The organism is Bacillus sp. z14 (2026), assembly GCF_058313575.1.
The window spans coordinates 460,221-472,752 of record NZ_JBZFQK010000003.1 but is presented as its reverse complement, the minus strand read 5'-3'; the positions used below and the strand labels follow the sequence as shown (position 1 = coordinate 472,752).

General features: G+C 41.8%; 15 protein-coding genes. 13 read left to right on the top strand and 2 right to left on the bottom strand.

Going from position 1 to position 12,532, the window contains the following annotated elements; translation table 11 throughout:
- Positions 1–96: 96 nt before the first annotated feature.
- The 3 genes from AC4G3O_RS13260 to prmC all read left to right on the top strand — a co-directional run bounded on the left by AC4G3O_RS13260 (position 97) and on the right by prmC (position 2,872).
- A complete protein-coding gene (locus AC4G3O_RS13260) occupies positions 97–735 on the top strand; it encodes a thymidine kinase (RefSeq protein WP_066109338.1) in 639 nt (212 codons plus the stop codon).
- A 200-nt stretch (positions 736–935) separates the two neighbouring features.
- A complete protein-coding gene (gene prfA, locus AC4G3O_RS13255; protein WP_066109335.1) occupies positions 936–2,006 on the top strand; it encodes a peptide chain release factor 1 in 1,071 nt (356 codons plus the stop codon).
- 5 nt (positions 2,007–2,011) lie between these two features.
- Complete coding sequence (prmC, locus tag AC4G3O_RS13250) at positions 2,012–2,872, top strand: peptide chain release factor N(5)-glutamine methyltransferase (RefSeq protein ID WP_066109759.1); 861 nt, start codon at positions 2,012–2,014, stop codon at positions 2,870–2,872.
- Between the two features lie 474 nt (positions 2,873–3,346).
- Here the strand turns inward: prmC and AC4G3O_RS13245 are convergent, their stop codons facing one another.
- Positions 3,347–3,718, bottom strand: a complete 372-nt coding sequence (locus tag AC4G3O_RS13245) for a DUF2500 domain-containing protein (RefSeq protein ID WP_066109332.1) — start codon at positions 3,716–3,718, stop codon at positions 3,347–3,349.
- Positions 3,719–3,854: 136 nt separating this feature from the next.
- Between AC4G3O_RS13245 and spoIIR the strand changes: the two genes are divergently transcribed.
- The 10 genes from spoIIR to upp all read left to right on the top strand — a co-directional run bounded on the left by spoIIR (position 3,855) and on the right by upp (position 11,568).
- Entirely contained in the window at positions 3,855–4,664 is an 810-nt protein-coding gene (gene spoIIR, locus AC4G3O_RS13240) for a stage II sporulation protein R (protein WP_066109756.1), read from the top strand.
- 262 nt (positions 4,665–4,926) lie between these two features.
- Complete coding sequence (locus tag AC4G3O_RS13235; protein ID WP_066109331.1) at positions 4,927–5,361, top strand: GNAT family N-acetyltransferase; 435 nt, start codon at positions 4,927–4,929, stop codon at positions 5,359–5,361.
- A gap of 171 nt (positions 5,362–5,532) precedes the next feature.
- A complete protein-coding gene (locus AC4G3O_RS13230; protein ID WP_066109328.1) occupies positions 5,533–6,585 on the top strand; it encodes an L-threonylcarbamoyladenylate synthase in 1,053 nt (350 codons plus the stop codon).
- 53 nt (positions 6,586–6,638) lie between these two features.
- Positions 6,639–7,199, top strand: coding sequence for a manganese efflux pump MntP (locus tag AC4G3O_RS13225; protein WP_491136333.1), 561 nt, complete (start codon positions 6,639–6,641; stop codon positions 7,197–7,199).
- Positions 7,200–7,277: 78 nt separating this feature from the next.
- Positions 7,278–7,721, top strand: a complete 444-nt coding sequence (locus tag AC4G3O_RS13220) for a low molecular weight protein arginine phosphatase (protein ID WP_491136332.1) — start codon at positions 7,278–7,280, stop codon at positions 7,719–7,721.
- 48 nt (positions 7,722–7,769) lie between these two features.
- On the top strand, positions 7,770–8,207 hold the full coding sequence (gene rpiB / locus AC4G3O_RS13215; RefSeq protein ID WP_066109324.1) for a ribose 5-phosphate isomerase B: 438 nt from the start codon (positions 7,770–7,772) through the stop codon (positions 8,205–8,207).
- Positions 8,208–8,229: 22 nt separating this feature from the next.
- Complete coding sequence (locus tag AC4G3O_RS13210; protein WP_066109323.1) at positions 8,230–8,799, top strand: TIGR01440 family protein; 570 nt, start codon at positions 8,230–8,232, stop codon at positions 8,797–8,799.
- Between the two features lie 107 nt (positions 8,800–8,906).
- Positions 8,907–10,148, top strand: coding sequence for a serine hydroxymethyltransferase (gene glyA, locus AC4G3O_RS13205; RefSeq protein ID WP_066109321.1), 1,242 nt, complete (start codon positions 8,907–8,909; stop codon positions 10,146–10,148).
- A 150-nt stretch (positions 10,149–10,298) separates the two neighbouring features.
- Positions 10,299–10,439: a hypothetical protein gene (locus AC4G3O_RS13200; RefSeq protein WP_175354322.1), complete on the top strand. Its 141-nt coding sequence runs from the start codon at positions 10,299–10,301 to the stop codon at positions 10,437–10,439.
- 499 nt (positions 10,440–10,938) lie between these two features.
- Positions 10,939–11,568, top strand: coding sequence for a uracil phosphoribosyltransferase (upp, locus tag AC4G3O_RS13195; RefSeq protein ID WP_066109318.1), 630 nt, complete (start codon positions 10,939–10,941; stop codon positions 11,566–11,568).
- A gap of 191 nt (positions 11,569–11,759) precedes the next feature.
- On the opposite strand, the gene AC4G3O_RS13190 is transcribed toward upp, so the two are convergent.
- Positions 11,760–12,347, bottom strand: coding sequence for a hypothetical protein (locus tag AC4G3O_RS13190; RefSeq protein WP_066109314.1), 588 nt, complete (start codon positions 12,345–12,347; stop codon positions 11,760–11,762).
- Positions 12,348–12,532: the final 185 nt, after the last annotated feature.

Sequence of the window (12,532 nt, the reverse complement as noted above, 5' to 3'; positions counted from 1 at the left end):
TATGATGTATAATTATCTATTGGTATAGTAAATGCAGGAATGTTACAAGCAAAATCCTAATGAACCTAGTAAAGACAGGAAGGGAGACCCCAACACATGTACGAAACGAAACAATTTGGCTGGATAGAATTAATTTGTGGCAGCATGTTTTCCGGAAAATCTGAAGAACTGATTCGCAGGGTAAGGAGAGCGGTCTTTGCTAAGCAATCCATTGCTGTTTTCAAACCGGCTATTGATAATCGATACAGTGAGGAAGCGGTGGTTTCCCACAATGGAACTTCTGTTATTGCCAAAGGCATTACGCATTCATCCCATATCTTCGATCATATAGATTTAGATACAGATTTAATTGCCATTGATGAAGTGCAGTTTTTTGACGAAGAAATTGTACAGGTTGCTCAGCATTTGGCAGACAGCGGCTATCGAGTAATCCTGGCTGGCCTTGATCAGGATTTTAGAGGAGAGCCATTCGGGCCGATGCCGGAGTTAATGTGCCTGGCAGAACAGGTAACAAAACTACAGGCAGTTTGTTCCGTATGCGGATCCCCTGCAAGCCGGACGCAGCGTTTGATTGATAAGAAGCCTGCAGGCTATGAGGACCCTGTTATTTTAGTGGGTGCATCGGAATCCTATGAGCCAAGATGCCGTCATCATCATGAAGTACCAGGCAAACAAGAAACGGTACATACACCGATTAACGGTGGTATCGAAAACATAAAAACAAACAGGCTTTAAAAGGAATGAACACCTCCGGAGGAATAAGTGGAATTTGGGGGTGTTTTTGTATGTCAGAAATAAAAGGGTATGGCAGATTAAAGGATGTATGTTCATCTTTGCCGTCTCTTTTTTTCGTTTCCGTCTGATTGTGGTACAATAAACAAATCAAATACTGAGGTAAAAACCTCTTTTAAAAACCTGTTAATGAGGTGAAGAAATTGATCGATCGTTTACAAGCGGTAGAAGACCGATATGACAAATTAAATGAGCTTTTGAGTGACCCGGAAATCGTAAATGACACTAAGAAGCTTCGCGAATATTCCAAGGAACAATCAGATATTCAGGAGACTGTCTTTGCGTATCGAGAATATAAAGATGTACGTTCCCAATTTGTTGATGCGAAAGCAATGCTTGAAGAGAAGCTGGATGCTGAAATGCGTGAAATGGTGAAGGAAGAAGTAGATGAACTTTCCGGACAAATGAAAGAGTTGGAAGAAAAGCTTAAAGTATTGCTAATTCCCAAAGATCCTAATGATGATAAAAACGTTATTATGGAAATTCGCGGAGCAGCCGGCGGTGATGAAGCGGCCCTATTCGCAGGAAGTCTTTATAGAATGTACAGCCGTTATGCTGAGGCACAAGGATGGAAGATTGATGTAATGGATTCAAATCCAACGGGGCTTGGCGGTTATAAAGAAATCATCTTTATGATTAATGGAAATGGCGCATACTCCAAGATGAAATTCGAAAACGGTGCCCATCGTGTACAACGTGTCCCTGAAACAGAATCAGGCGGTCGTATTCACACATCAACAGCGACTGTGGCTTGCTTACCGGAGGCAGAAGAGGTTGAGGTTGAAGTTCATGACAAAGATATCCGTGTAGATACGTTTGCATCCAGCGGACCGGGCGGACAAAGTGTTAACACTACCATGTCAGCTGTACGTCTTACTCACGTTCCTACGGGGATTGTTGTATCCTGCCAGGATGAAAAATCCCAGATTAAAAACAAAGAGAAAGCAATGAAAGTATTGCGTGCTCGTATTTATGATAAATTCCAGCAGGAAGCACAGGCTGAGTATGACAGTGCTCGTAAATCTGCAGTCGGAACAGGGGATCGCTCAGAACGTATCCGTACGTATAATTATCCGCAAAACCGTGTTACAGATCACCGCATTGGATTAACCATTCAAAAGCTGGATCAAATCATGGAAGGCAAATTGGATGAAGTGATTGATGCATTGATTGTTGAGGACCAGGCTAGCCGTCTTCAAAATGCGGAGGATTAAGAATGATGAAAGTGTATGAAGCTCTTCGATGGGCTTCTTCTTTTTTAAGGGAGAATGGCCGTGATGAAAATGCTGGAGAATGGCTGTTGATGAATCAGCTGGGTCTATCCCGTGCTCAAATGCTTGCGAATATGCATGATGAGTTAACGGAAGAGGAAGAAGCTATCTTTATAAAGGATGTAAAAAAGCATGGAATCGAAGCAGTACCTGTGCAGCATATAATTGGCAGCGAGGAGTTTTATGGCAGGACATTTCTGGTGAATGGAGATGTATTGATTCCGCGTCCTGAAACGGAAGAGCTGATATTTCATGCCTTAGCTAAACTAAAAAAGCTTTTCAATCCTGAAGAGAAGCTGGACATGGCTGATATTGGGACAGGCAGCGGGATTATTGCGATTACGATGGCCTTGGAATGCCCAGGTATGAAAGTGACGGCTGTCGATTTGTCAGAGAAAGCATTGAAACAGGCAGCTGAAAATGCTCAACGCCTTCAGGCTGAGGTGGCGTTCTTGCAGGGGGATTTGCTCAAACCATTAATAGATGCTGGTAAAAGGGTGAATGTTCTTCTTTCTAATCCTCCTTATATTCCTGAATCAGATCATGCAATCCTTTCGGATGTGGTTAAAAACCATGAACCTCATCTCGCCTTGTTTGCTGGAAATGATGGCTTGGATTGTTATCGCCAAATTACATCAGATCTGCCAAGTGTACTTGCAGACAAAGCATTGGTTGGATTTGAAGTAGGCGCCGGTCAGGGAGAGCAAGTAGCAGAACTAATGCAAGCTGTTTACCCTGAAGCCCATGTAGAAGTCCTGTTCGATATCAACGGAAAAGATCGAATGGTCTTTGGCGAAATAAAAAGCTGAAACGGCTTGATCAGAAGCGAGGAGCATAAGACAGGGGCTCGGAGGGAGGTGCTCTTCCCTCCCGCAGAGGTCATGCTTATGTCCTGAGCTTCTAGCCGTTGAAGCTAGATTACATAAAAAGCTGAAGAGCCTGTATCGATGAACGAAGACTAAGAACGCCACGTCCTGTGGCAATGTCTTCATGACCAACATCCTGTAGGCCCGCGACGAGCATAAGATGAATACTCGGAGGGAGGCGTTCTTCCCTCCTGTAGAGTATTTGCTTATGACTCGAGCTCCTAGGCCCAGAAGCTGGATTACATAAAAAGCTGAGGCGACTGCCCAGCTCCGACAAGCATAAGGAGAGGCATGAAGGGAGGCTATTAAGGAACAAAGACTAAGAACGCCACATCGTGTGGCAACGTCTTTGTGATCAACTTCCTGTTGACCTCCGTAGTGGCTATCCTTATGACCTCGAGGAGCTAGGAGTCGAAGCTAGATTCTCAAAAATCCGAGATACCGTGTGCCCTGAAAAGATAGATTCCCAATATCTCCTTCTGCTAACATCCCGTAGTCTTTTCCACTTAAAGTCAATTCCATTCGGTCGCCGCTTTCCATCTCAAACGTCGCATAATACCAGGTACTGGACGAATTGTCACTTCCTCTGCTCTCTGATCGTTTGGTGACAACCTTAGCAACTACATTCAGCCTGGGCTGTTTATTATTATGACTCCATTTAGATAGGCTTTTGATGATAATAAATAGAAAAGTGCCAATGACTAAAATAAAAATAATACCAAAGATGATTGGAAATCCAGTTAAAAAAATGCCAAAGAACCCACCATCATCCATCAAAAAATTATCCATTTTTATACTCTCCCTTCCCTTAATTTCAAGAATGCGGTAAATAAAACGCAGTAGAAATAAAATTCAGATAATTATAGTTTAAGATAGAAAAAAACTGTCCACACTGTTTGTAAGTGAAGGGACGGTGTTTACGATGATGGCAAAAAAATATTTGCCTTTAATATATATTGTATTACTTTGTGCGGCAACAATGACTGGAATGATTACACCGAAAAACAGTTCTTCTGCGACAGAAACAGAGGTTCAAGTAATCCCGAATGAAGCGATCCGCTTACGGATCTTAGCAAACAGTAATAAAGAAGCTGACCAGGAATTGAAACGATCCATCAGGGATGAGGTCAATAAAGAAATTAACAAATGGGTAGCAGAATTAACTTCAATTGAGGAAGCCAGAAAAGTGATTGGTTCCCGTTTGTCTGATATAGAAGCTATAGCTGAAGATGTTATGGTCAAAGAAGGTAATGTACAAAAGATACAGGTTGATTTTGGTGAAACTGTTTTTCCAACTAAGCTATATGGACAATATTTATATCCGGCAGGCAAGTATGAAGCTATTAAAATCACATTGGGTGAGGGTCAAGGTGAGAACTGGTGGTGCGTCCTTTTCCCGCCGCTATGCTTTCTGGATTTCAACAGCGGAACAGCTGTAGCAAATGATTCAGCGTATGAAGAGTCAGCTGAAGAAGTTGAGCCAGTTAATAATAGTATGAACGAGGAAACTGCAGAACAAACGCAAACGGATGATCAAAAAATACAACCGATTAAGACTGCCGCCCAAACGGATAAATCGATTGAAAAGGCAGAAGATCAAGAAACGCAAATGGATTACGAGAACCAGTCTGAAGAAGCCGGACAAGATATCGCCCCTCCTGTTTATGAAAATCAGGATGAAGAGCCGGTTAAGGTGAAATTCTTTTTAAAAGAGATCTTGAAGGATTTGTTTTGAGAAACAGAATAGTACTCGGAGCAAATCAAGTTAAAAGTACAAATAGGAAGTGTTGTGCTGGAGCCGAAGTGGTTTCAGAATAGAGCGGGAAACTGGGAAATACCAGCCGAAGTTGAACAGAATTCAGCCGAACTGGCATAGAATTCAGCTGAATTTGCCAAAATAGCAGCCAACCGGATAATCAGCCTGATCCGGTTCTATTTTCCCTATTAATTCATATCCATATAGTAGTTGTGATTTGATAGTGAAGGGAGAATAGAAGGTGTATTATTTATCTATATCAAAAAGTACCGATATTGAAGGAATTGAGCGGTTTGCGGCACCTCAAGGAGTTGAGCTGCATCATGAAGACATTAGTTCAGGAAAATTTGTTTTATTAAAAGAAGAAGGCTCTATTAAAGGAATGATTGGTCTGGAGCCATGTGGAGATTATGGGGTGCTTAGGTCTTTTCTGTTTAAAGAGGAGGCTCAGGTGCAAGTACCTGCCCTGTTTGAAACGATCTTGGCTTTAGCAAAGGAAAAAGGGTTGAAAAAGATATTTCTGATATCGAATAAACTGCAAGCGTTAGGATTTTTTGAGGCTCTTCAATTTGAAAGAGTGAAAAACGGGGAGATTCCTAAAGACGTAAGAGATTCCTCGGTTGTGGAAAAGGTGTGGACAATAAACGAAACATATATCATGGAAAGAGCCCTATAAGGATGAAATTATCCACGATTTTATTGGCTTTATTCACAGACTGTGGATAAAGCTTGTTTTATTGTATAAATTCTTTTATACTTGCAAGGTGATTTTGTGAAAAATGTCGAGGAATCCTTATTTAATAAGTAATTTATAGAGAATGTTGTAGATTGGTGGCAGGTGATAATAGTGGAAACAAAAATGTGGACAGTGGATAAAATTGTGGATAAAGAAGAGGGTTATCCACAATTGATGGATGCGGCCCAAAAATTGAAAGCCGGAGAGCTGATTGCTTTTCCGACTGAAACGGTTTATGGACTTGGAGCAAATGCTTTACTTGGAGGGTCTGTAGCAGCTATTTATGAGGCGAAGGGAAGACCGAGTGATAATCCTTTAATCGTCCATATTGGAGAAAAGGAACAGGTTCATGGATTGGTGGGAGAAATTCCTGCAGTCGCAGATAAACTAATGGAACAATTTTGGCCAGGTCCGTTGACGCTAATTTTCCAAAAGAAAGAGGGCGTGTTCCCGGATGTTGTAACAGCAGGTCTTTCATCAGTAGCGATCCGAATGCCGGATCATCCGGTGGCATTGGATTTACTGAAAAAGGCGGGCTGTCCCACAGCCGCGCCAAGTGCAAATCTGTCTGGTAAACCAAGTCCGACAACAGCAGAGCATGTTCGCGAGGATTTAGATGGTAAAATTGCTGGGATCGTGGATGGAGGTCCAACTGGGGTTGGCTTGGAATCAACAGTACTTGATGTGACTGGCAGTATTCCGCAAATACTTAGACCTGGTGGTATTACGCGTGAACAACTGGAGAAGGTAGTCGGTGAAGTGTCTGTGGACCCTGGCTTGGTGAAGGACAGTGATGCACCGAAAGCTCCCGGTATGAAATATACACATTACGCACCGAAAGCCCCATTGACCTTGGTTGAGGGTACCCCTCAGTTTATCCAAACATTAATAAATGAAGAGCGGGACTTAGGTAAGCGAGTGGGTGTGTACACGGTTGACGAACATGCCCATTTGTATGAAGCTGATGTTATTATTACTGGCGGAAGCCGTGAGCAGCTGGACACTGTGGCTGAAAAAATGTATGGAGTGCTGCGCCAATTTGATAAAGAGCAGCCAGATCTAATTTTCGGAGAAGTGTATCCGGAGGATGGGATTGGGATTGCAATCATGAATCGCTTGAAGAAAGCGGCAGGAGGAAGAATCATCACACAAGACAAGTTCTAATTGATCCGGGACAGGCATATGTTTATTTAGGCTGGTCCCGGGAGGTTACTTGGATGGAACAAACGATGGTTGAATTTTTTGGCCTGCTTTTTATGGCTTTCGCACTCGGAATGGATGCCTTCTCAATTGGATTGGGAATGGGATCGTACAAGCTGAGGCTTAAGCAAGTACTCATCATTGGTTTTACTGTTGGTATTTTTCATGTGTGGATGCCGCTCTTGGGTATCTTTTCAGGAAAGTTATTATCCGCTCAGTTTGGATTGTTTGCCTCATACGCCGGTGCTGGTTTATTACTATTTCTTGGCTTGCAAATGCTGCTCACTGGAATTCTGGGTAAAGGTGAAACGGTTGTGGCTCCAGTTGGAACAGGATTGATTCTATTTGCGATAAGTGTCAGTTTGGATAGTTTCTCAGTTGGACTGAGCCTCGGAATGCTGGGATCCCGAGCGCTGATGACCATCCTGTGCTTTGGCTTTGCCGCCTTTTTCTTGACGGTGTCAGGGTTGTTGTTAGGGAGAAGAGTACATACATATCTCGGCAAATACAGCCTTGTTTTTGGGGGGAGCATCATGTTTGCGGTTGGGTTAAAGATCATCCTGCACCTGCATGGATAAAGATGTGTATCAGATTAATCTGATACATTTTTTTATTGTCCGTAAATATTCTATAATGGGGACAGGAGGGAAAATACGTTGAAGAATATTTTATTCGTTTGTACAGGAAATACATGTCGAAGTCCTATGGCAGAAGCTATTTTGCGAAATTATAATCTGTCTGATATAGAAGTAAAATCAGCAGGGGTTTATGCCTATGGGGGTCAAACGGCATCTGAGTATACGGTTACGGTACTTGATAAACACAAAATTGCGCAGGACCATGCCTCATCTCCATTAAAAGGAGAAGGCATCGAGTGGGCAACCTATGTATTAACGATGACAGAAGGCCATAAGCAGTTAATTGCTTCGCATTACCCTCAGGCGATTGAAAAGACGTTTACATTAAAGGAATTTGTAAGTGACGATCCTGGGAACAGAGATATTTCAGATCCATTCGGGGGTAATGAACAAGTATATGAGCAAACTTTCCATGAATTATCTAAATGGATTAAAAAGCTTGTGGAAAAATTAAAAGACTAGATTTAGGATAGAAACTGTGCAGTTCAAATTGAAGGGAGCCATGTTACCATGAAAGTTATCATTGCATCAGATCACGGTGGAATAAATATAAGAAAAGAAATTATGAACCTAATGGAAGAGCTTGAGATTCAATATGAGGATTTTGGATGCGATTGTGAAACATCTGTTGATTATCCGGATTATGCGTTGCCTGTTGCTGAAAGAGTGGCAAAAGGAGAATTTGACAGAGGGATTTTGATCTGCGGTACTGGAATCGGAATGAGCATCGCGGCGAATAAAGTAAAAGGAATTCGTGCAGCATTGGTACATGATATGTTTAGTGCCCAAGCTACAAGAGCTCATAATAACAGTAACGTACTAACAATGGGAGAGCGTGTAATTGGTCCTGGTTTAGCCAGAGAAATTGCCCGCGTTTGGCTGACAACGGAATTTGAAGGCGGCCGCCATGAAACACGGATTGGAAAAATAGCTGAGGCAGAAAAATAAATCTTAGAAGGGCAGTAGAAGAATGAGTGAGATTAATTTAAAAGAAATAAAAACTCAGGTGACTGCCATTCTCGAAGATTTGGAAGCTCATTTTCCGATGAATGGCCGTTTGTTGGTAATTGGCTGCAGTACAAGTGAAGTAATCGGAAAGCGAATTGGTACAAGCGGGACGATGGAAGTGGCACAAGCAATCTTTGAGGCCATATATGATTTTTCTAAACAAAAGGGAGTCTACTTGGCTTTTCAGGGTTGTGAACATATTAATAGGGCTCTGATTATTGAACGAAAGACAGCTATTCAATATAATCTGGATGAAGTATCAGTTGTGCCTGCCCGGAATGCGGGTGGAGCATTGGCCGCTTGTGCATTTGCTAATTTCGAGAATGCAGTTGTGGTTGAGCATATTTGTGCTGATGCAGGCATCGATATTGGGGATACAATGATTGGAATGCATCTGAAGCATGTTGCAGTCCCGTTGCGTTCAGCGATTAGAGAGATTGGGAAGGCGCATGTAACATTTGCTATGACCCGGCCGAAACTGATAGGTGGGCCGAGAGCTCAATATGATAGAGTAAATATTAGAGAAATGTAAGAATTATACGTCAATGGAATAAATGACTATTGTCCTTTTTCGTGCTAGAATTGAAGGGATTAAATTGAAGATTTGTCCGTTTTGACGAAAAGGGAGGAAGCTATAAGATGAGGCATTTGCAAAAGCAAGACTCGCAAGTATTTGATGCAATTCAACAAGAATTGGACAGACAACGCGGTAAGATTGAGCTGATTGCTTCAGAAAACTTTGTCAGCGAAGCAGTAATGGAAGCTCAAGGATCCGTGCTTACGAATAAGTATGCGGAAGGATATCCAGGCAGACGCTATTACGGCGGCTGTGAATATGTGGACGTAGTTGAGGATTTGGCTAGGGAACGTGCCAAAAAGATATTTGGCGCGGAGCATGCAAACGTACAGCCACATTCAGGCGCTCAAGCAAATATGGCTGTTTACTTTACGATTTTGAATCCAGGAGATACGGTACTTGGAATGAACCTATCCCACGGAGGCCACTTAACTCACGGAAGCCCTGTAAACTTCAGCGGAATCCAATACAATTTTGTTGAATACGGTGTTGATGAAAAAACCCATCTTATAAATTACGAGGATGTTAGAGAGAAAGCAATCCAATGTAAGCCTAAATTGATTGTTGCCGGTGCGAGTGCGTATCCACGTTCAATTGATTTCAAGAAATTCCGTGAAATTGCAGATGAAGTAGGCGCCTATTTAATGGTGGACATGGCTCATATTGCAGGGCTTGTTGCAGCCGGTTTGCACCCAAGTCCAGTTCCTTATGCGGAATTCGTCACGACGACAACTCACAAGACATTGCGCGGACCACGCGGAGGAATGATCCTTTGCAGAGAAGAGTTTGCCAAGAAAATAGACAAGTCCATTTTCCCTGGTATTCAGGGAGGACCTCTAATGCATGTAATTGCTGCAAAAGCAGTGGCATTTGGCGAGGCACTTCAGGATTCCTTTACAGATTATGCAAAGGAAATTATAGAGAATGCAAAACGCCTTGGTGAAAGTCTGCAGAAGGAAGGACTTACGCTCGTTTCAGGCGGTACAGATAATCACTTATTATTAATCGATGTCCGCTCCATCAACTTAACTGGTAAAGTAGCAGAAAAGGTACTGGACGATATTGGTATTACAGTGAACAAAAATACGATTCCATTTGACCCAGAAAGCCCATTTGTAACGAGTGGGGTTCGTATTGGAACAGCGGCTGTTACAAGCCGTGGATTCAAATTGGAGGATATGGATGAAATCGCGGCAATCATCAGTCTCGCCCTCAAGAACCATGAGGACGAAGAGAAACTGAAAGAAGCTGCAGAGCGAGTGACTAAGCTATCTGGAAAATATGAATTATACCCTGAGTATTAAGGGTGAATAGAAGAGGTGTTGGTGAGTCTGATAGGACTTATTGACACCTCTTTTTATGATGTTTGGCAGTATAACATGTCGTTTTATATGGTTTGGGCAAAACGATGCTGAATGGGGATCAATGAGCCTGGAAATTTAGGAATGGCTGGAATGAGGAGTGTTTTGGCTGGTAAAATCCGTGGTTCGGCTGAATTAATATTAAAATTGGCTGGAATAATTGCCGCATTGGCTCAATTAATTCTCATTTCCGCTCAATTCACGGAAATTTCACATCCATTTACGTTTCTTTAACGATTTTAACACTTTAAAAAGTGGATAATAGAGAAGAAGGTATAGAATCATGTTTTATTAAAAAACTAATGAAGACTAAAAAGCTGAGGCGACTGCCCAGCTCCGACAAGCATAAGAGGAGGCACGTAGGGAGGCGCTCTTTCCTCCCGTAGTGGCTACACTTATGACCTCGAGGAGCTAGGAGCCGAAGCTAGATTGAATAAAAAGCTGAAACTGATTTAGGGAACGAAGACTAAAATCGCCACGTCCTGTGGCAACGTCTTCATGACCTACATCCTGTAGGCCCGCGAGGAGTATAAGACAGGATCTCGGAAGGAGGTGTACTTCCCTCCTGCAGAGGTCATGCTTATGTCCTGAGCTTCTAGCTGTTGAAGCTAGATTAAATAAACCTTGAATGCGGTAGATTTTGGCATACAGAAACTTAATTGAACTAATGGAGAATTTTCTGTACAATAAAACGAGTGCAAAAATAGGAACATAAAAGTGAGGAGAGATCCATATGGGAAAAGTTTATGTGTTTGACCATCCGTTAATACAGCATAAGTTAACATTTATCCGTGATAAAAATACGGGTACAAAAGAATTCAGAGAATTGGTAGATGAAGTATCTACTTTAATGGCTTTTGAAATCACCCGAGATCTCCCGTTAGAAGAAGTGGAAATTGAAACGCCAGTCAGCAAATCAACATCTAAAACAATTGCGGGTAAAAAAGTAGCCATTATCCCTATTTTACGTGCTGGTCTTGGTATGGTTGACGGCATGATTAAAATTATTCCGGCAGCAAAAGTTGGACATGTAGGTTTATACAGAGATCCAGAAACATTGAAACCAGTTGAGTATTATGTAAAACTTCCTGCTGACGTAGAGGAAAGAGAATTTATTGTAGTTGATCCAATGCTTGCGACAGGTGGATCTGCTGTCGATGCCATTAGCGCAATCAAAAAGCGCGGGGCAAAAAATATTAAATTCGTTTGTCTAGTTGCTGCGCCTGAAGGCGTTAAAGCAGTGGAAGAAGTCCATCCGGATGTCGATATTTTCATCGCTGCACTTGATGAAAAATTGAATGATCACGGCTATATCGTTCCAGGTCTAGGTGACGCGGGCGACAGATTGTTCGGAACAAAATAAAGATAATTTATAGAGGTGTTCATCAGCCGTTTCTGACTGATGAATACCTCTTTTTTTTGCGGATAATTGACTCGTCTTAGATCAAGTAAGTTCTCTGGGCGATACCTCAACTACACCGCTTTAAGGATTCCAGCATATGCTATTCAGGCATAAAAATATGCTGTGATAGCAGAACTGATTTCATTAAAAGCCTAAGATTTTAAATGTTCATCGCGCTCTTTTTTGATTTCTTGAATTCTCTTTATTTCTTCCTGATATTGTTCCTCGACTTCTGATGTGGCCGGAAGGAAGGATTCATTATTATAATCAACCCTTTTTCCGTAACGGATCATTTCATAAATGATCATACCATTATTAGGTTTTCCGTTAATTGTATGCATTGGTATAACGTCAAACAGAACATAATAAATCGCATAGAAAGCAAAGCGATCCCAAAATGTCTTGAACTCCTCAATAAAATGGTTGGCAATTAAAAAGTTGATGAGGAGGGCGATGGATAGGTTCATTAAAATCGGACCTAGATAGATGCAGATGTAAGCAAACTTACTCTTGCGCTTTAATTCATCATACGAAAACCAGCTATATAAGTGGTAGTATTTGCGAATATCGATCATTCCAATTTTTTTGATACGGGGGCCGGAACCAATCGTAAGTCTCGGATTGATTACGCCAAATAACCAGCTGACTAACAGATAGCCTGTCTCCCGAAGAAAAACAACGACAGGCAAGATGATAAAGGCAGAAATCACTAATGACGTAAGATCGGCCAGACCAAACATAACTCTACACATCCTAACTTAAATTACTCATATACCTGACACTCATACCCAGACCTATTTAACATACAAACAGGAAGAATGTGGACATTCATTTTTTTGTAATCAGGAGAATCAATCCATTACCCGAAAATGGAGAACACAGAACAACCACTATTTATTTTTACATGCATAAGAGACTGCCGTTA